Source organism: Arthrobacter sp. 01N442 (genome assembly GCF_056399345.1).
On record NZ_JBFTRD010000004.1, the window covers coordinates 688,060 to 707,855 of the forward strand.

Annotated in this window: 16 protein-coding genes; 2 read left to right on the forward strand and 14 right to left on the reverse strand. The window is 66.2% G+C overall.

The window, feature by feature from the left end:
• Nucleotides 1-2: 2 nt before the first annotated feature.
• Entirely contained in the window at nt 3-1,115 is a 1,113-nt protein-coding gene (locus AC1DNC_RS10645; RefSeq protein ID WP_476862505.1) for an alpha-ketoacid dehydrogenase subunit beta, read from the reverse strand.
• A complete protein-coding gene (pdhA, locus tag AC1DNC_RS10650) occupies nt 1,112-2,371 on the reverse strand; it encodes a pyruvate dehydrogenase (acetyl-transferring) E1 component subunit alpha (protein WP_476862506.1) in 1,260 nt (419 codons plus the stop codon). The genes AC1DNC_RS10645 and pdhA overlap by 4 nt, the downstream gene beginning before the upstream one ends.
• A gap of 159 nt (nt 2,372-2,530) precedes the next feature.
• On the opposite strand from pdhA, the gene AC1DNC_RS10655 reads away from it, so the two are divergent.
• Nucleotides 2,531-2,992, forward strand: a complete 462-nt coding sequence (locus AC1DNC_RS10655; RefSeq protein ID WP_476862507.1) for an Lrp/AsnC family transcriptional regulator — start codon at nt 2,531-2,533, stop codon at nt 2,990-2,992.
• Between the two features lie 14 nt (nt 2,993-3,006).
• On the opposite strand, the gene galU is transcribed toward AC1DNC_RS10655, so the two are convergent.
• From galU to AC1DNC_RS10695, 8 genes are all read right to left on the reverse strand, one after another.
• The gene (galU, locus tag AC1DNC_RS10660) at nt 3,007-3,897 is read right to left on the reverse strand and encodes a UTP--glucose-1-phosphate uridylyltransferase GalU (RefSeq protein ID WP_476862508.1); all 891 of its coding nucleotides are present in this window, start codon (nt 3,895-3,897) and stop codon (nt 3,007-3,009) included.
• Nucleotides 3,898-3,964: 67 nt separating this feature from the next.
• A complete protein-coding gene (locus tag AC1DNC_RS10665) occupies nt 3,965-5,254 on the reverse strand; it encodes a hypothetical protein (protein ID WP_476862509.1) in 1,290 nt (429 codons plus the stop codon).
• Complete coding sequence (locus tag AC1DNC_RS10670; protein ID WP_476862510.1) at nt 5,247-7,910, reverse strand: glycosyltransferase WbsX family protein; 2,664 nt, start codon at nt 7,908-7,910, stop codon at nt 5,247-5,249. Before AC1DNC_RS10670 ends, AC1DNC_RS10665 begins: the two co-directional genes overlap by 8 nt.
• Nucleotides 7,907-8,725, reverse strand: a complete 819-nt coding sequence (locus AC1DNC_RS10675) for a glycosyltransferase (RefSeq protein ID WP_476862511.1) — start codon at nt 8,723-8,725, stop codon at nt 7,907-7,909. The genes AC1DNC_RS10670 and AC1DNC_RS10675 overlap by 4 nt, the downstream gene beginning before the upstream one ends.
• On the reverse strand, nt 8,722-9,690 hold the full coding sequence (locus tag AC1DNC_RS10680; RefSeq protein WP_476862512.1) for a glycosyltransferase: 969 nt from the start codon (nt 9,688-9,690) through the stop codon (nt 8,722-8,724). Before AC1DNC_RS10680 ends, AC1DNC_RS10675 begins: the two co-directional genes overlap by 4 nt.
• Entirely contained in the window at nt 9,680-11,125 is a 1,446-nt protein-coding gene (locus AC1DNC_RS10685) for a lipopolysaccharide biosynthesis protein (RefSeq protein WP_476862513.1), read from the reverse strand. The genes AC1DNC_RS10680 and AC1DNC_RS10685 overlap by 11 nt, the downstream gene beginning before the upstream one ends.
• Before the next feature lie 26 nt (nt 11,126-11,151).
• A complete protein-coding gene (locus AC1DNC_RS10690; protein ID WP_476862514.1) occupies nt 11,152-12,633 on the reverse strand; it encodes a sugar transferase in 1,482 nt (493 codons plus the stop codon).
• A gap of 215 nt (nt 12,634-12,848) precedes the next feature.
• Nucleotides 12,849-13,820 (reverse strand): LCP family protein, encoded by a 972-nt coding sequence (locus AC1DNC_RS10695; protein WP_476862515.1) that lies wholly within the window; start codon nt 13,818-13,820, stop codon nt 12,849-12,851.
• A 335-nt stretch (nt 13,821-14,155) separates the two neighbouring features.
• Here AC1DNC_RS10695 and AC1DNC_RS10700 point away from each other — a divergent pair, with 335 nt between their 5' ends.
• On the forward strand, nt 14,156-15,886 hold the full coding sequence (locus tag AC1DNC_RS10700) for a glycosyl hydrolase family 28-related protein (RefSeq protein WP_476862516.1): 1,731 nt from the start codon (nt 14,156-14,158) through the stop codon (nt 15,884-15,886).
• On the opposite strand, the gene AC1DNC_RS10705 is transcribed toward AC1DNC_RS10700, so the two are convergent.
• From AC1DNC_RS10705 to paaD, 4 genes are all read right to left on the reverse strand, one after another.
• Complete coding sequence (locus tag AC1DNC_RS10705) at nt 15,883-16,911, reverse strand: acyltransferase family protein (protein WP_476862517.1); 1,029 nt, start codon at nt 16,909-16,911, stop codon at nt 15,883-15,885. The genes AC1DNC_RS10700 and AC1DNC_RS10705 overlap by 4 nt on opposite strands.
• A 265-nt stretch (nt 16,912-17,176) precedes the next feature.
• Complete coding sequence (locus AC1DNC_RS10710) at nt 17,177-17,956, reverse strand: enoyl-CoA hydratase/isomerase family protein (protein WP_476862518.1); 780 nt, start codon at nt 17,954-17,956, stop codon at nt 17,177-17,179.
• A gap of 23 nt (nt 17,957-17,979) precedes the next feature.
• Entirely contained in the window at nt 17,980-19,200 is a 1,221-nt protein-coding gene (paaE, locus tag AC1DNC_RS10715; protein WP_476862519.1) for a 1,2-phenylacetyl-CoA epoxidase subunit PaaE, read from the reverse strand.
• Between the two features lie 15 nt (nt 19,201-19,215).
• Nucleotides 19,216-19,785: a 1,2-phenylacetyl-CoA epoxidase subunit PaaD gene (gene paaD / locus AC1DNC_RS10720; protein ID WP_476862631.1), complete on the reverse strand. Its 570-nt coding sequence runs from the start codon at nt 19,783-19,785 to the stop codon at nt 19,216-19,218.
• Between the last annotated feature and the right edge of the window lie 11 nt (nt 19,786-19,796).

Here is a 19,796-nt window from a genome sequence, read left to right on the forward strand (position 1 = left end):
GGTCAGTCTTCCCACTGGAGGTCGTCAACGGCGTCGAGGATGCGGTCCACGCCGGGCAGGTAGTAGTGCTCGAGTTTCGGCGCCGGGTAGGGCACGTCGAAGCCCGTGACGCGGCGAATCGGCGCGGCGAGGTGATGGAAGCAGCGTTCCTGGACCCGGGCCACGATCTCCGAGGCGACGGAGGCGAAGCCGTGGGCCTCGGCAATCACAACGGCTCGGCCGGTCTTGCGGACCGAGGCGCAGACCGTCTCGTCGTCGAACGGCACGATCGAGCGGACGTCGATCACCTCGAGTGAGCGTCCCTCCTCGGCGGCGGCGGCCGCGGCCGCGAGCGCTGTCGGAACGGACGGGCCGTAGGCGATCAGCGTGGCGTCGGTGCCGGGGCGGGCGACGGCGGCTCGGCCCTCGGAGGAGGTCCCGCGTTCGGTGTTCGCGGCGTGCTCGGCGCGCAGGGCGTCCAGGTCCACTTGGTCCTTGGACCAGTACAGCTTCTTGGGCTCCATGAACATCACCGGATCATCCGAGTCGATGGCTTCGCGGAGCATCCGGTAGCCGTCGGCCACGGTGGCCGGCGTGAAGACCTTGAGGCCGGCGGTGTGCGCGTAGTAGGCCTCGGAGGAGTCGCAGTGGTGTTCCACTCCGCCGATCCCGCCGGCGTACGGTACGCGGATGACGATGGGCAACTTCACGGTGCCCTTGGTGCGGTTGTGCATCTTGGCCACGTGGCTGACGATCTGTTCGAACGCCGGGTAGGCGAAGGCGTCGAACTGCATCTCCATGACCGGGCGCATGCCGTTCATCGCCATGCCCACGGCCATGCCCACGATGCCGGACTCGGCCAGCGGGGTGTCGAAGCAGCGGCTTGTCCCGAAGGTCTTGGTGAGACCGTCGGTGATGCGGAAAACGCCACCGAGCATCCCGACGTCTTCGCCGAAGACCAGGACGGAGTCATCGGCGTGCATGGCGTCGGCCATGGCGGTGTTGAGCGCCTTGGCGAGGGTGATGTTCTGCGGACCTGATTTTTCGGCCTCAACCGCGGCCTTGGCGGCAGCCCGGGCCGTGGCAGCGCTGACGTTGCCGTTCGCCTCGGAGGAGGTGGTGATGGTGGGGCTCATCGTGCGGACTCCTCGGAAGTCGTGGCGGAGGCGGCGTCGCGGGCCAGTTCGTCGGCGAGCATGGCGGACTGTTCCTTCAGCTGCGGGGTCGGGGTGGAGAAGACGTACTTGAAGAGATCCTGGGGATCCACCGGGACGTCCTCGCCCAGGCCCTCGCGCAGCTGCGCGGCCACGGCTTCGGCCTTGCCGGCGATCCGGGCGGCGCCGTCGTCGTCGAGCAGCCCGCGCTCGGTCAGGTAGGTCTTCATCCGGCTCAGCGGATCCTTGGCCACCCATTCGGCCACTTCGCTGTCCTGCCGGTAGCGGGTGGCGTCGTCGGCGTTGGTGTGCGCCTGCATCCGGTAGGTGTGCGCTTCCACCAGGAGCGGGCCGGAGCCCTCGCGGGCCAGCTTCACGGCCCGGCCCAGCACGGCGAGCAGCGCCACAATGTCGTTGCCGTCCACGCGTTCGCCGGCCATGCCGTAACCAACGGCCTTGTGCGCGAGCGACGGCGCAACCGACTGGTGTGCCAGCGGCACGGAAATGGCGTACTGGTTGTTCTGGACGAAGAAGACCACCGGGAGGTGGAACACGGCGGCGAAGTTCAGCGCCTCGTGGAAGTCCCCCTCGCTGGTCGCGCCGTCGCCGCACATGGCCAGCACCACGGTGTCCTCGCCGCGCAGTTTGGCTGCGTGGGCAACGCCGACGGCGTGGAGCAGCTGGGTGGTGAGCGGCGTGCACTGGATGCCGACCTTGTGCTTGGCCGGGTCATAGCCGCCGTGCCAGTCGCCGCGGAAAAGCGTCATGGTCTGGACCGGGTCCACGCCGCGGGCCATCACGGCCACGGAGTCGCGGTAGGTGGGGAAGATCCAGTCGCCGTCGGAGAGGCAGAGCGCCGCCGCGACCTGGCAGGCCTCCTGGCCGTGGCTGGAGGGGTAGACGGCCATCCGGCCCTGCCGGACCAGGGCGGAGTTTTGGTCGTTGACGCGGCGTCCGACGACGAGCTGCTCGTAGGCGGCCATCAGTTCCGCGTCCCCGGGGAGGCTGTATTCGTGGCCGGGCTGGGCGCCCTGCTCGGTGTGGGCGTTCACCGCGCCGTCGGGTCCGACGATCTGGATCGGGTGCCGGGCGGGCAGCATGTAGTCCTCGACCGTGATGCCGAACTTGCGCACAGCCTCGCTGGCGGCGTTTTCCGCCATGGCGGAGGCCGCCGGTCCGGGAACCGGGTGTTGCGCGTCCACAGGCTGCTGCGCAGGGTGGTCTGCGGAGATCGTCATTGGTCCGTCCTTCTGTAGCCACTATTCCGTCCCAGTATGGCCCCGGGAGCTGTTTCGTATCCACCTCTGGGCAAAATCGTGGAGAAGTCCCGGAATTTGCCCTAATCTGGAAGACAGAATGTAAATGTGAGCTGGATTACCGGCGGGGGTCGTGGACAAATGGCAGGAACAGAAGCGGATCAGGCGGTTCCGCTGGATGACGTGGACCGGGACATCATTGCGGAGCTGACCCGGGATGGGCGGATGTCCGTGACCCAGGTGGCCGAGAACGTCCACATTTCGCGCGCCCACGCGTACACCCGGATTGCCCGGCTGACCGGCGAGGGTGTGCTCACCAAATTCACGGCGCTGGTAGATCCAATCAAGGCCGGGCTGAAATCCTCCGCTTATGTGACCCTGAAGGTCCGCCAGCATTCCTGGCGAGAACTGAGGGAGCTGCTTCGCGCGATTCCCGAGGTGCACCACATCGCGCTGGTAGGCGGGGACTTCGACGTCATCCTGCTGGTCCGCGCGGTGGACAACGTGGATCTGCGCCGCGTGATCTTCGACCAGCTGCAGTCCATGCCCGGGGTCCTGGATACGCAGACGTTCCTGGTGTTCGAGGACCTGGATACGCGCTAGCTGCCGGAAGGGCGTTAGTTGATGAAGCCCTTGAGCCAGATTTTGAGTTCTTCGCCGAACTCCACGCGCTCGGAGGCCAGCGAAATGACGGCCTTGAGGTAGCTGAGTTTGTCTCCGGTGTCATAGCGCCGGCCCTGGAAGATGACGCCGTGGACGCCGCCACCCTCGGCGTCGGAGGCGGCGAGGGTCTGCAGCGCGTCGGTGAGCTGGATCTCGCCGCCACGGCCGGGGCCCGTCTCTTCGAGGACGTCGAAGACGGCCGGGTGGAGCACGTACCGGCCGATCACGGCCAGGTTCGACGGCGCGTCCCCGGGCGCGGGTTTCTCCACCAGGCCGTTCACCTTGAAGTACTCCTCGCCGGCCACCGGGGTGACGGCGGCGCAGCCGTAGGAACTGATTTGGGAGGGGTCCACCTCGATCAGCGCCACCACCGAGCCGCCGGTCTTGGCCTGTACGTCGATCATGGCGCCCAGCAGTTCGTCGCGTTCGTCGATCAGGTCGTCTCCGAGGAGCACCGCGAAGGGCTCGTCGCCGACGTGCTGCCTGGCGCACAGCACCGCGTGCCCCAACCCTTGGGGATCCCCCTGGCGGAGGTAGTGGATGGGGGCGATGCTGGAGGCGTGCTGCACCGCCTCCAGCCGTTCCAGGTCCCCTTTGAGCTCCAGCCTCCGCTCAAGGGCGGGCGCCCGGTCGAAGTGGTCCTCCAGGGCGCGTTTCTGCCGCCCGGTGATCATCAACAGGTCCGTGAGTCCGGCCCGGACCGCCTCTTCCACCACGTACTGGATGGCGGGCTGGTCCACGACAGGCAACATTTCCTTCGGCATCGCCTTCGTTGCCGGCAGGAAGCGGGTGCCCAAGCCCGCAGCGGGTATGACAGCCTTGGTTACGGATTTCCCCAAATTCATAACCGAACCTTACAAGCGGGTCCGGGAAATGAGAATGCTTCGGAGCAAAGACGGGTACCCGCTGGGCTTACCCTCGCCGTCCTTCGACCGGGGTCCGGGAGGAGCCAGCCTCCGCAAGGATACGCACGACGGCGTCCCTCAGGGCAGCGCGCGAGGCCTGGCCGGTGAGGGCCACCAGCGAGCTCCGCAGCCCCTCCCCTGGCTCATTGTCCGCGGCGTCGTCCCGGCCGCCTCCGGGCAACCCCAACAGGCCGCTCGGCTGCCGGGCGAGAATGTCCACGTCTGCGGGCAACTCCCGCTCGGGGTCGGCGACAACTGCTACCGGATACCCGGCCACGCAGGCCTGGACCACGGCCGAACTCGTCACGGCCACCACGCCGTCGCCCGGCTGGAGCTTTGCAAAGAAGTCACCCTCGGCCAGTTCGGTCCGGTCCGCTAGTTCCGCAATGGGTTCCCAGCTGCCGAGGTCCGTATGGTTCCGGGCCCTGGGGTGCAGCCTGAGTTCACTGGCCACACCCCGATCGCGCAGTTCCGAGACCAGCCCCCGCAACGAGAGGCCTTCGGTTTCGGAGAGCTCCTCCATCGAGTGGCAGAGGATGACACGCCGCAGCCGGCCGGCCGGCGGACGGAACTCTTCGGCTTCCGGACGCCCGATCACCACCCGCGCGGTCCCGGGGCTGTGCCGGCCGAACCACTCGTCCTGCGCCGCTCCCCAGACGCCCACCCAGTCCGCGAGGACCGGGATGTAATTCATCTGGTTCGGCGTTCCGTGCACCAGGGTCATCGTCGGAATGCCCAGCTTCTTGGCCACCCAGACCAGCGGGCGGCAGTAACTGTCACGGTCAAAGTCCGTCAGCACCAGCGCGGCCCCGGCCACTGCGTCTTCCGCCGCTTGGTACCGCACGGCCTGGGCAAGGAAAAGATATTCCCCGTACACGCGGGCCACCGGAAGGGTCCGTAGGGCCCCGGCGGGAAGCGCCCGCCGGAGCCGGACTGCGCGGGCCAGGCGCTGCCAGCTCGAGACCTGCAGCATTGAAGCCGGCGCCAGCCCGGGAAACGAGAACCCCACCTCCAATTCTTTGGAGGCGTGTCTGGCGTCGGCGACGAGTTCCGCAGAGTGGCCAGCCAGCGCGGCGCCCACGGCCGCGGCCAGAATGGCGCCGTGCGCGACGGGGCTGGCAAACGCGGTCAGGACGGTGCCGTCCACGGGGCGGCGGCCGGCACCGCGACGCCGTAACGCGCCGCCGAGCAGGGCGCCGAAGCCCGCGGCTGCCCGGAGCCCCTGGCGATCCAACGACGTTTCCGCCCCGATTGCCAGGGAGGCGGCAATCTCCAACCCCAGCTCCGTGCTAGCCACGGCGGAGCGAGGCGAGGCTGTTCCGCACCATCCGCCAAGCCGCCAGTACGCTTCCGGCTGCTGACTTCGCCAGCGATTGGAGCCAGGGGAAGCCCGGTTTGCCGATCGCGGCTCGGGGCCGCCGCGGCAGGGGTTCCGCGCCCCACCGCGTGGCCCTCAGGTAGTCCATGCCGTGCGTCTCGTCCGGCTCCAGGTACGAGCCCTCCGCCCATTCGTTCCAGGCGTTGACGAAGACCATGCCGTGCTGCCGCCGCGCCTCGCTGGCGCGGGCAAACTGCAGCCAGCGGCGGTAGCCTTCGGGCGAGGAATCCAGGTAGATCGTGGAGTTGTTGGAGCGCCGCGCGGTGTTGTCCCACCCAGGGGCAACGGCGCGGTAGCGCACAAAGCCGGGCTCCGGGCGGCGCATAAAGCGGTCCACCATCCGCGGGTAGGACATGATGCGACCGCGGAAGTCCGGGCTTAGCCCGGCCGGCGGAACCAGCTTGGCGGCGGCCAGGGTGTTGGAGCCGACCGGGGGGAACTCGCTGACGGCGTCGAAGCCGAACGGGGCCGGACGGATGCCGGGCTTGGTCTCGGCCGCGATGAGTTCCAGCGGGCCCACGCCGTGCTGGTCGGCCAGTTCACGCCACGTCCGCGCGAACTGCGGGGCGTCGGGCAGGTGGTCCACCCGGTGCACCATAATGACGGCGCGCCCGTCGTTGCGCAGGTAGCGGGGGTCCCGGAGGTAGGGCAGGAAGTCCAGGAAGACCTGTTCTGCCGTGCCCTCCGCGTAGTCCTGGCCGATCAGTACGGACTGATCCTGGCCGTCCCAGCGCCGCGTCCAGTTTTCGTTGGCCCAGGAGATGCAGAACGGGAAATCGGGCCCGCGTTCGACGTAATCGTCAATGGGGCGTTCCAGCAGCCGCTTGCCAGCGAACCAGTAGTAGTAGAAGCAGAAAGCATCGACGTCGTTGGCCCGGGCGAGCTCGGCCTGCCGGTCGGCGACACCGGCCACCGTCAGGTCGTAGTAGCCGAGGTCGGCGGGCCGACGCGGGTGGTCATGTCCGTCGAAGAGGGCCGTGGCCTTCCGGACGTTCGTCCACTCGGTGAAGCCTGTCCCCCACCACTCATCGTTTTCGGGAATCGCGTGGTACTGCGGGAGGTAGAACGCCACCGTGAGGGGGCGGTTGGCTGCCTCCGCGGGAACCGGTGTCCCGCCGTCGTCGAGCGCACCCTGTGGCACACCGGACCCGCTCCGGGCGGCGGCGGTGACGACGACGCCCACCGCCACGGCGAGCAGCAGGAAGCCCAGCACCTCGTAAAGGGAGCCGCGAAGGACCATAAACAGGAGGGCGCCCACGGGTGCGGCCATCGCCCGGCCCGACAACGTCGCCGTAGTGCCGGGGAATCGGGGACCTGCCCAGGCCAGGAGAACGCCCATCAGGATGAACGCCGCGAAGACTCCCAGGAAGCCACCTACCAGGTGGGCTTCGCCCCAGAGCGGCATGGAGACGTTGGTGTAGTTCATCCCCGTCAGCTTGGCGACGACGGGTCCGCTGGCGTGCCCCTGGACGAGGTTGGACAGCACCGGGATCCAGCGCAGGAAGGGTGCGATGAAGAGGTCCAGACGGTCCGGCATTCCGGCAGGGATGGACTGCACTGAGACCTCGCGCAGCAGCATCTCGAACGCATCGAAATCAAAGTTGAGCAGGGTGGCGCTCGGCAGGGATGCGCCCACGGACGTGGAGCCGGTCCCGTCGCCGCGCATGAGGTCCAGGGTCGGGAAGACGGTGACGAACACCAACACGGTGGATGCCGGCAGCCACCGGAGCCATTTGCTGTTGATCAGGTACGCCGCTACAACGGCCACGACGAAGCTCCCCGTGAGGAACCGTGAACCGATCAGGGGGTTGGTCACGATTGCTCCGGCGACGACGGCCGCCACCAGGAGTTTTCCGGACACCTTGATTCCGCTGCGGTACAAGGCAATGCCGGCGGCGGGGATGGCGATAGCGCCGGCTTCGGCGAGGAAGTACAGCGAACCGCCGCCCGGGAGGTCAGCTACGCGAAGCAAGGTCTCCCGGAAAGCCACCCGGCCGGTCGTCAGTCCGGATCCCATCAGCGCTGCGAACAGCAGGCCGGTGACGACCTGCGCCCACAGCATTGCGGTCATGGCTACACCGATCCCCGGCTGCCACCACCGCGGGCCGCGGCCCGACGTCGTCGGTTCAGGCCGCCAGGGCAGGCGGCGTGCAGCGAAGTAGCCGATTGCTGCTGCGGCGAGCCCGGCCAGGACCACCTGCTGCGCCGTCGCGACGGTCCCGGCCGCGAACGTTCCCTTCCAGGGGAACCGTGAGGCTGCCAGCTGGAAGGCCGGGGCCAAGGCCATGAAGATGAACGCCCAGGTCCAGAAAATGGTCCAGGCAATGTTGAAGGTCTGGCTCACCACGCAGCGGTACAGCATCACCGAGGTGACAACCAGTGTGATGACGGCCTGGCAGATCAGCCACCCGTCGCGGGTTGCCCCGAAGGTGACCGCTCCGGCGCCCCAGATGGCAAGGGAAAACAGGACCGCAGCCGAGAAGACCCGCACTACGCGCCCGGCGTGTGGCAAGGGCTTGGATACGGACGGTTGGAAAGCTTCGGCCCAGCGGTTGGCCATCACCGGGGCGCTCATTTGCCGGCCCCAACCGGCTGGCCGGAACGCTCAATAATCGCGGCGTAACGGCGTTGCGCCGGCCGCCGCACGGGCAGCAGCAACAGGGGGTGCCTCCGGTAAAACCTCACGGCGGAGGCGACTTCCCGCACCCAGGGCATGAGCCTCACGCCGTGCGTCTCGCGGCGCCAGCCATGGACCCACCGGGACGTGGGATCCACGATCACCGGCGCATTGTTCCGCCAGGCGTCGAGGCCCATGGCGTGGTCCTCGTAGTAGAGGAAGAACCGCTGATCCCAGCCGCCGGTGGTTTTGAAGTATTCCGTGGAGCCGCAGACGGCTGCGCCCATAGCCCAGGCAACGTAGGTGGGCGCCTCGGACGTTGACGGCAGGTACGCCTCGGCGTCTGCACCGGGAAGCGAGATCCCGCGGTGGGCGAATTTGTCCATCAGGAACGGCAGGCCCCTGCCATTGGGCTGCAAGGTCCCGTCGGGGTTGACCAGCTGGGGTGCGACGACGGCGCCGTGCGTCCGGCTCATCTCGGCCAGCCGGGGCAGATCGGCCGCGTTCACGGACACGTCCGGGTTGACGAAGGCGACATAGGGAGTCTCGACCAGCGCGAGGGCAGCGTTGTTGGCGGTGGCGAAGCCGAGGTTTTCTGCCTGCGTGATGACTTCGGCGCCAAGGCCACGGGCCACCGCGACGGAATCGTCTGTTGATCCGTTATCCACCACGATCCAGCGGTAGGGCTTGGGCGTCTCGGCGGCCCACCACTGTTGAAGATCAGCCGAACTGTTGTAGCTGACCGTGATGATGGTCCAGTTGGATGCGGTCATGTGAGGGTCCTCCTTGTACGCCCCGCCCAGATGCTGCCGGCCAGAATGGCCAATGAGCGTGCGGGAGGTGAGTGGTGTGCAACGACGGCACGAATGATGATGTTAGCAAGCTGCAGGTTGGCGGAACGTGCGGCGAACGCCTTCACGATCCGCAGTTTTTCCTCAGGAATAGGTGCCCGCTCGAGGAGCGTCCGGCACATCCGGGCCCTCCAGCCGAAGCGGTGTTCACTGAGGTGGTCCAGTTGGCCGCCAAGCCCTCCGGCCGAAGCGCCCCGAAGTTTGGCAAGGCGGCTGGCGGCGGAGCGCCCCAGCTCTTCGCCGATAACGTTTGCCCCGTGCTGCTGGTAGTCCTGGACGACGTCGGGCAGGATTTTGAGTCCGCCGTCGACGTCGGCGCAAAGCGCGAGCCAGTGGTCGTGGTACGCGGCGTCGGTCGGCGCCGGGAAAGGCAGTGCCACCTTAAGGAGCGAGCCCCGCATGACAGACAGGCTGCCGGTGACGCAGTTGTCGAGGAGCAGCGGGCCGAGTCCGTGCATGGTCCGGTCGGTGAAGGTGTCCGGCGCTGCGTCGTCCCCGCCGCGCAAATCAACGATTCGCGCCTGGCCAGCCACCAAGGCATGCGATTCCAGCGCCGGCACCATGATCTCGAGCTTGTTCGGATACCAGTAGTCGTCCTGGTCGGCCAGGGCCACCCACGCGGCGTCGGGGTGTACCTCCGCCATGGTCCGTTCGAAGTTCCGGTAGAAGCCGAGGCGCTCGGGGAATTCGCGGATGACGAAGCGGGCGTCGGAGCCGACGACGTCGCCGATCTGCCGGACCGCTTCTGGATCGCGCCCGTCGATGCCGATCACGCACGTCCAGTCCGCCAGTGTCTGGGCGGCGATTGACTCGAGCTGCACCCGCAGCAGGCCGGGGTCCGGCCGATACACGGCGAGGCAGATGGCGCCAGGTTGATTAGGCCGCACTGGGGGTCCTCACTTGGGCGGTGATGTGCCGCCTGTTCTGGAATACGCCGAGGGCAAGCGCCGCGACGGAGACGATCAGGGCCACCCGGAAGTCACCGGTAAGGGCGCCCGCCGCGAGGGCCGTCAGCCCCAGCGCCGAGGTCATGATGCCGCCAAGCGTGGGGGCCATCGGAAGCCCGGTGCGGCGGCGAAGCCAGAGGCTCCAGAGCCACTGGAACAGCTGGAATGCCGGGATCGCGGCGGCGACCGCCCACAAGGGGCCGGACGCTTGTCCTGCGATGACCGCGGCCAGGGTTACGGCCGCGGCAGCTGCCAGCGGCGTGGTCAGCGCCAGCAGCCCGGTGCGTCCGCTGAGGAACACGAGGTGGGTGTTGACCAGGTAGGCGCTCATGGCCGCCGTTGCTGCTGCGACCACCATGGCGCTCTGCACGACGCCCGGCTGGTCGGCCACCGGACCGCCCACCAGATGGATGACCGGCGGACCCACGACCGCGAATCCGGCCAGGAGCAGGAGCACCAAGAGGGACACAGTGCGGAAGGTGCTGCCCAGGAGGGCGGTTCGTTGCGCTTCCGGGCTTCGGTAGACCATTGGCGCCCAGGCGTTGTTGATCGCGCCCAGCAGCACCATCGGTGTCGAGCCAAGCGTGATGGCCAGTTGCAGGCCACCGGCGATCGCCACCCCGGAGGATGCCACGGTGACCGCCACCAGGACCACCAGCAGAAGCGAGCTCGCAACTTGGTGCGGGACCGTCGGCAGCCCGACGCGGAGCGCTGCGAGCGTCTCTTGCACGGTGATTCTTGGGCGCGAGCCGCGGCAGGCCCAAAGCATGGAGAGGGCGCCGACGGCCAAGTGCCCGGCGGCGACGAAGGGCAGGTAATTGGCCGCGGTCGCCCCGGCCAGCGAGGCCATGATCAAGCCGAGGCCGATGGGGACGACGGCGGAGAGCGCCGCGAAGAAGGTGAAGGCACGGACATTCTCGGAAGCGCGGAACATGGACTGGCTCCCGGTCAGCACCGATAGCCCCACCGCGGAGATCAACGGCCAGACCACCAGGCCGCGATGGCCCGCGGGCATCATGAGCGGCGCCCACAGCGGCGCCGCGGCCAGAAGTACCCCGGCGAGCAGCACCGCGAGCAGGGCACTCGCGGCCGCAATGCCCCGTGCCCCCGCCAGGCCCGACTTCTCCACGATTGCGTGGCGCGTGATGGACGTGGCGAATCCGAGGCCCAGCAGGACTGCTCCGAGCTGGTAAAGCGTGATGGACACGCCCACCAAGCCGTATTCGAAGGGTCCCAGCAAGCGGGTCAGGACCGGGGTGAGTCCGAGCGTCACCAGGATGGGCGCCACTGTCGCGACGGCGTAAACGCTGCCCTGGCCCAGCAGTTTCCGGCCGATGGCGGGCGCGGCTTGCCCCTCGATCAAACGGGCCGCCATCTAGCGCGTCACCGTCCGAAGGACCATCAGTAGGCCCCTTCACTGGCGTAGACGGCGCGCAGGGTGCGGGCGAGGATGCGCATGTCGGTCGTCAGCGACCAGTTCTCAACGTAGTACAGGTCCAGCCGGGCGCTGTCGTCAGGGCTGAGGTTGTTGCGGCCGCTCACCTGCCACAGGCCGGTAATCCCAGGCTTGACGTAGAGCCGCCGCGTCAGGTGGTTGTCGTAGAGGTCAACCTCCCGCTGGATTTGCGGGCGCGGACCGACGAGGGCCATATCCCCGGCAAGAACGTTGATCAGCTGCGGCAGTTCGTCGATCGAGTAGCGGCGCAGGATGCGGCCCAGACGGGTGACCCGGGGGTCTTTCTTAGCCTTGTAGAAGACCCGGAAGCCGTCCTCCGCGTCCAGCACACTGTCCAGGTCGTCCTGGGCGTTGGCCACCATGGACCGGAACTTCCACATGCCGAAAGGCTTGCCGCGGAGGCCGATCCGTTCCTGGCGGAAGAACACCGGGCCCTTGCTGTCAAGCTTGATGGCGATCGCGACGGCGATGAAGACGGGCAGGAGTGCGACGAAACCGACCGCCGACACCAGGAAGTCCGCCGTCCGCTTTACAAACAGCTTGGCGCCTTCGTAGTCGGGGAGCTCCACGTGAACCAGCGGAAGACCCTCGACCGGCCGGACGTGGATCCTCGGCCCGGCAATATTGGTCAGTTCGGACGCGACGATCAGCTCGGCGCGGATTTCTTCCAGCGCCCAGCCGAGGTCCCGGATGTATTCAAAGCGCGGCTTGGTCTGGCCTGCGACGACGACGGCGTCCGCCCGGGCGCGGAGGACGGCGCTCACGATGGTCTCAGGGGGCCCGACGACGTCGACGACGTGGCCGGAGATGTTTAGCGAACCTGATTCGGGCCCGTCGAGGAGGGCAGCCCCGACCACCCGGTATCCCGCTTCGGGGAGCTGATCGAGCCGCCGGACGACGCGGTTAAGGTCGTCGTGGGCGCCGACCACCAGCACGCGGGAGGAGTACTCGCCCCTGCGTCGCTGCTTGGTGAGCCATTTGCGCCAGAGCCACCGGCTGAGCAAAAGTCCCAGGGCCCCCACCGGGAAGGAAAGGGCCAGGTAGCTGCGGGCAATGTCGATCTGGAACACCATGGCGATGATCGCCGTCAAGCCAAAGACCCGGAGAGTTGCGGCCAATGAACGACGGTATTCATCGGCACCGAGCCCCAGCACCTTTGCATCGGCTGTCTTGTAGACGATGAGGGAAAAACACCAGGCCAGGCCGATTAGTACCGACAAGAGTTCGTAGCTGAACCTGAAGCTAGTTCCCTGGACGGGCTCACTCGGGGGCCCGAACTTGGCAGCCTGCGCCAACATCACTGCCGCCGCGACAACGACGAAATCAGTAAAGCGCAGCCACCGCGTGTGCCTTTTCAGAACGTTGGTTACCCGGTCCTGGCTGGGAATCTCTGCTGCCGGGACCTCGACTGTCGTCAGAGTTTCCACGAGTCGAAATTCTTCCGCTTAGCAGCGGATTCGCTGGCGCCGCAGACTGCGGCTCGGCAACTTCCCCCAAACAATGCACTTCCCCTTACTTGAACTTGCTGGTGCCCCCACGCTGGAACAAATTCGTCCGTGCCGGCACTAGAGCAGACTACACCGCCCGGCATAACAGCTTTCGCTGCGAACTCCCCGGACCTGGCGCGTGCCTGCGCGGCTGCTTATTTTCCTTGCTTCGAAGCCTGCACGTATGCGGCCATGGAGTCCGATTTCAAGGCCTCGGACACTTTGCGGATTTCGTTGTAGTCCGGCACGACAATTGACTGGCCGTCAGCGGAGGTGCCGGTGCCCAGGTTCGGCAGGGTGAACATGGAGACGTTGGAGGTCCGCACGTCCTTGAGCTGCACGCCCAGCGCCGCCACGGCGCCGGCGTCCAAGGATTTGTCAACGCTGACGAACGGAGAGAACTTGGTCACGATGTCGTTGATGGTGACGGGGTTGGACAGGGTGCCCGCCGTCAGCATCTTGGACATCACTGCCTTCAGGAAGGCCTGCTGGTTCTTCACACGCTGGTAGTCGCCGTCGGGGAAGGCGTAGCGTTCCCGTACGTAGGCCAGCGCCGTGGCGCCGTCCATCAGCTGCTTGCCCTTGGCGAACGTCTTGCCGGGCATGTGGAAGGACTTGAATTCGTAGGGCACGTCAATTTCGACTCCGCCGAGTGCGTCTGTCAGCGCCTCGAACCCTGCAAAGTCCATGCCGGCAACATGGTCGATGCGCACGCCGAACAGGCCCTCAAGCGTCTGGACCACCAGGGGCACTCCGCCGTTCGCGAGAGCGGCGTTGATCTTTGCTTCGCCCTTGCCCGGGATATCAATCCAGGTGTCGCGCATGACGGACATCACATAGATGTTTTTACGGTCAGCCGGAATGTGAAGCAGCATCAGGGTGTCCGAGCGCTGGTCGCTCGCTTGTCCGTCCTTGGATGCGTCCACCGAAGCGCTGCGGGCATCGCTGCCCATCAACAAGATGTTTACCGGAGCCGGCTTGCCGTCTTTGCCTTCCGCGGCCGCGGGCCGCAGGCTCTCGTCCGGGAATGCCGACTCGATTTTCTGGGTGTTGTTGTTGAAACTACTGGCGAGGTTATAGGCGTAGGCGCCCACCGCGACGCCGGCAATCGCCAGAACTGCAACCACGGAGATGATGACTATGAGAAGAGGCCGCCTGGATTTCTTCTTCGACAGGTGGCGGGAATTAGCCGGCTCCCGCTTGCCGCCATTTTCGGTGCCTTCATACGACTCGGTCACAGTCGCCCACTCCCCCAACTAGAATCCACAAGGGCTCAATAGTAACCGAATGGGGCATGGACATCTGACAGCTGCGATGCTCCCCTCACGGCTGGAAACCAGCCGTAATTGGCAGAAACACTGTTCGGGACCGTTGTGCGTGGAGCTTGTGAAGGGCACCGCTCAAGGTTTTTAAAGGTTGCCGCAGGCAGGATGAGCCTATTAGCCAACTCTTGGAGATGGTCATGAAACCTCATTCCCGTGGTCCTTCAATTCCAGAGTTCGATCGCCGGCGTTTCGGCCTTGTTATTGGCGGTGGCGCGCTGCTGCCGGCCGCTTTAGGGAAAGCCACCCTCCCCGATGCGCGGCTGACGGTCCCTGCGAGCCTTGCCAGCGGCCAACTGGTGCTCAACGTCCAGGACTATGGCGCCAAGGGCGACGGCAAGACTGACGACACAGCGGCCCTGCAGGCCGCCATTGACGCAGCGCAGCCGGGGTCGACGGTTTACTTCCCTGGCACCGGGTCGGGCGCCTGGTACACGGTCAGTTCGAGTCTTAGCGTGACCAAGCCGAACATACGGTTTCTCGGGCAGCCCCGCGATGGATATGCCGTGTCAATCCGGCCGTCCGCCCCGAACATCGCCGTCATCGTTGTGAAGCACGCGGGATTCGTTTTCGAGGACATGGCGATCATCGGCGACGGCGGCGGCAACATGACGGCGACAACCGTGACGGGCATCGACCTTTACGGTTCCACGAACGCCGACGTCGACTGCTGCATTATCGGCGGCACCATCCAGTGGTGCCGGATCGGCATCATTGTCCGCGGCCGCAATGCTGCCATCACGAGAACGCTGTTCTCGGGTTGTGCCCGGGCCATCGTCGTCGACGGGCTGGCGGCATTCCACGTCGGTGCCGGCGCCGGTAACGGGAACCGCGGGAACACCATCGAAAACTGCCGGTTCCACGGAACGGGAACGGCGGCCGTCGACATCACCACCACGGCAAAGGTCCGGCACATGCTCATAGCCGGCAACTACTTCGACTCCAACGGTTTGGGGTCACACGTGCGTGCCACGGGGACAAGCACGGCGGCCCACGAGAAGCTGACGATCCGCGACAACAAGTCAACGGAAGTTGCCGCCGTCGTCTACGCACTCACGTACGTCAACAATTCGACCATCGACGGCATAGACATCATGGGGGACACGACCGCCCTGAACTACGCCAATGGCATTGAGCTGAACAACTGCAGCACGGTGATGGTCCGGAACGTCTTCGGCGTCCAACTTGGCGGCGGCGGAATTTACGCCCGCAATTGCTCCTTCCTGGTCATCGAAAGCATCAAGTGGCGCGCCCTCGGAATGGGAGGACGGGCCGCCCATGGCTTCGACATCGACTCCACCAACTCACGATGCACACTGGACGGTCTTCGAGTGGAACGGACCACCGGCTGGGGGTTGAGCGGCTCTCCGGCCGACTCCTCCATGACCAACCACGAATTCCTCGCCTGCGCCCTCGGTGGCATCAACTCGGAGACCCTCCTTAGCAGGGCAAGCCAAGGACGGAACGTGTACATCGAAGGCGCCGGCGGCCGGAAACAGGACTATGCGTCGAAGTCGTTCGATCTCGCCGTAGGTGCAGTCACACCCCTGGCAACAATCGTGGCGAACAGCAATTACAGCTCGTTCGAGGTCGAGGTGAAGGTGGTAGGCCGCAACGCGGCCGGAACGGTGTATGCCAGATACATCCGCTACGTGCGTCCGGAAAACGGTGCGCCGCAATACACAACACCGGTGGCTGACGTAATCCAAGGCACCCTCACCCTGTCCTTCTCGACCTCCGGGACCACCGGAGTTTCGGTGTCCGCGAAGGCAAGCGGTTCCTCGGCCTTCGTGACAGCGCATGTCACCGCCCTGGCGGGCGGCGGCGCGTCGAGCGCCAACGCCCGTGGCGTCACCGTGAGAATGGCCTAGACCGTCGCAGCTTCCGGCGCAGCTTTCCTAACGACGATTTTGTCCTTCAGCTTCAAAATCGGACTTTCCACAAAACGGAAACTCAGCCATGCCGCGGCGTAGGTGAGCACGGCCGCGATCACGGTCATCGTCCCGCCATGTTTGTAGCCCAGCATCCCCAAAGCCGAAAGCACCATGTAGTGCCAGAGGTACAGTCCATAGCTGAGCACTCCGAAGTGGACGAAGATGCGGGATGAGAAGAAGCGGACGAGGGGTCCCCGACCAAACGCCAGATGCAGGATGAGGAACGGAACAGTGAGGCTCACGAGCGGCAGTGTCCAGTCACGCCCAATCGCGCCCACCGACTCCAGGTACGCACATGCGACGAACAGACCCACCGAGAGGTACGCCAACGCCGGGCTCTGCCATGTACGCCGCTCGACGAGGAACGCTACCAGGCAACCAATAAGTAGCCCGCCGGCCTTCAACAGCGGGTTGTAGGGCTGGTCCGCTCCGAAAAGCGACCACGCGGCTAGCCCTCCGGCCGCGAGGACTGCCAGGAAGAACTCCGGTCGGCGGAACCGGAGCAACACCAGCAGCAGGATCGGCCAGACAAGGTAGAACTGCTCTTCCATCGCCAACGACCACGTATGCGACAAATGACCGATGTAGGTTCCAGTCACCGTCATCCAGATGTTCGAAATATAGGCGAGCGCCACTCCCGTCACTTTCAGCAGCGCGATCGGCAGCGCATGCCGCAGAGCGACGAAGAAAACAATGAACGCCACACACGCCAAGAGCAAGGCCGGATAAAGTCGCAGCGCCCGCTTCAGGTAGAAGGCACGCAAATCAATCCGCCCGTCACGCCGGTACTCCTTTAGCAGGATCCGCGTGATCAGGAACCCGCTGATCACGAAGAAGACGTCTACCCCTAGTCCGCCGGGGAACCGGAGCGCGGGCAATGCGTGGACGGTGAATACCATCCCCACCGACAGTGCCCGCAAGCCGTCAAGCGCAGGCATGTACTGCAGCGATTTTGAACGCAACCGATCCCCCATAGTTTAAAAGTCAACGACCCAATGCTACCCAGCACTTCTTTCCGCGCTGAACGGGCGCTTTGCTGCCGGGTTCCCGCCGAAGCCGGGCACGCCGGCCGGGCCACATAGTGAGTCGTCAATTTTTCTTCCACCGTAGGCGGCATGAGTTCGCCCGGCCGACCGGCGCATTGCGCCTGCCCTAACCGGCAAGGGCTAAGCATCAGCGGGGCTTGAACACGCAGAATTGCGGCGCCGCCAGGGGGCGAGCCCCGGGTTAGCCCTTGAAAACAGGCGTGCGCTTCTCCTGGAACGCGAGGAACCCCTCGGCGTAGTCTTCGCTCTTGCAGAGACGGGCCTGCTCGGCGTTCTCCTCCTCCATCGCTTCCCAGAGGCCAAGGCGCTGGTCGCGGAGGTGCGCCACCAATTCCTTGCTGGCGTTGAAAGCTCCGGTGGCGCCAGTGGCAACCTTGGCCACGATGGACCGGGTGTTCTCCAGCAGGTCCTCCGCAGGCATGGCGCGGCTGAAGAGCCCCTGCGCCACTGCTTCCGCCCCGCTCATGAGCTCGGCCGTGTAGATCAGGTCCAGGGTGCGGTGCATCCCAAGCCGTTCGGTGAAGTACCAGTGCCCGCCGGAATCCAGCGTGGCCCCGAGCTTCGCGAAAGGGGATCCGAACTTCGCCGTGTCCGCGACGTACACGACGTCCGTGGCCAGCAGCAGGCCGAGTCCCACGCCCAGGCATGCGCCCTGCGCTGCGGCGAAGGTGGGCGCCGGGAAGGAGCTCATCTTCTTCAGCAACGGCTGGACCAGGCCGCCCAGGTAGGCCTGGGCGTCGTCGTTCGCGGGGGTCACTCCGGCGATGTCCCTGCCCGCGCAGAAGGCACGGCCCTCGCCGCGGAGCAGCAGTGCCCGCACCTCCCCGCGGGAGGCGGCCTCGGCCGCGTCGTCGTACGCCTGTGCCAGATCCTGGAGCGCCTGCTCGTCCAGCGAGTTCAGCTTCTGCGGCGCGTTCAGGACAACCTCAGCAATGCCGTCGGCGATGGTCAGGGAAATCATGCGGCTCCTTGGGTGGTGAAGGCTTAGACGTCGAAGTCGACGGTGACTTCGGGGGTGGTGGGGTGGGACTGGCAGGTCAGGACGTAGCCCTTGTCCAGTTCGTCCTGCTCCAGCGCGTAGTTCTCGTCCATCGTGACCGAGCCGCTGACCACCTTCGCGCGGCAGGTGCCGCAGACGCCGCCGGCGCAGGCGAAGGGGACGTCCGGGCGGACCCGCAGGGCCGCGTTGAGGATGGATTCGCGGGCGTGCGTGGGGCTCGCGACTTCGCCCTGGAGGCCGTCGAGCTTGAAGGTGATCTTGTACGTCTCCTTGGACTCGTCCGCGATCACGGGGCGGCCGATGTTGCCCTCGGGGCGGTCCGGCTTGCCGGTGGTGAACAGTTCGAAGCGGATGTGGTCCGGTTCGACGCCACGTTCGGCCAGGGTGTCGCGGCACAGCTGGACGAGCTCGAACGGCCCGCAGAGGAACCATTCGTCGACGTCGTCCGCGTGGATCGCGGTGCCCAGCAGCGCCTGCAGCTTTTCGGCGTCGATCCGGCCGCTGAGCAGCGGGGCGATCCGCTGCTCACGGGACAGCACGTGGTGCAGCGCGAGCCTGGCCGGGTACTTGTCCTTGAGGTCCGCGAGTTCCTCGAGGAACATCACGTCCATGGCGGCCTTGTTGGCGTAGATGAGGTCGAAGCGGGTTTCCGGGTGGGCTGCGAGCAGCGTCCGGGCAATGGCGATCACGGGAGTGATGCCGGAGCCGGCGGCAATCGCGACGAACGCACCGGGCTCCCCCGCGAGCTCTTCCGGATGGTTCATCGAGTTCATCAGGTTCTGCTCTTTGCCGTCACGTCCATGCTTGGACACGAACGCGCCCATCGGGCTCATGACGTCCAGGACGTCCCCGGCCTTGAGCTCGGCGTTGACCCAGGTGGAGAAGAGTCCGCCGAGGTCCTTCTTGACGGCCACGCGGATTTCGCTGCTGCCGTCCGCAAAGCTGCGCGGTTCGGCGCAGATCGAGTAGCTGCGCCGAATCTCCTTCGGCTCACCGGACTCATCCGGCAGCGTGGTGCGCAGGGCGACGTACTGGCCGGGGAGGTAATCGAACTGGCCGGCGAGCTCAGCCGGAACGCCGAAGGTCACCTCGACCGCGTCGTCGGTGAGTCGGCGGACTTCGTTCACCGTCAGGGCGTGGAAGGACGCACGACGGCGGCCGGTGGCTGCGGCCGACTCGGCGGCGGTCTGGCGGACAACAGTCATGGAGGCACCTGTTCCTTACAAAACTTTGAAGTAGTCGAACGGTTCCTTGCAGTCCTGGCACACGTACAGCGCCTTGCAGGAAGTGGAACCGAAGCGGGTGAGTTCCTTGGTGTTCAGCGATGAACACTGCGGGCATTTGACGGCGAGGGACAGGCGGATCGGCCCGGCGTGCCGTACGGCGCTGGAATGGCCGGAGGGCGGGGCGATCCCGTACTCCTCCAGCTTGGCCTTGCCGGACTCGCTCATCCAGTCGGTGGTCCATGCCGGGGAGAGAACCATCTCGACGTCGACGATGGGGTAACCCTCCCGGTGGAAGGCGGTCTTGAGGTCGTCGCGGATGGCGTCCATGGCAGGGCAGCCCGAGTACGTGGGCGTGATGGTGACCTGCACTGCGGGAACCATCCCGCCGTCGTCGGCCTTCGGTTCCTTGGTCACCCGCACGTCGCGCAGAATCCCGAGGTCCGCGATGGTGAGGACCGGAATTTCCGGGTCGCAGACGGTGGCGGCGACGTCCCAGGCCTTCTGGTCCGCAGTCTTCTGCTCCCCCGGAGCTGTGGCGTCGGCGGTGGGGTGGCTGATGAACATGTCCGGCATGG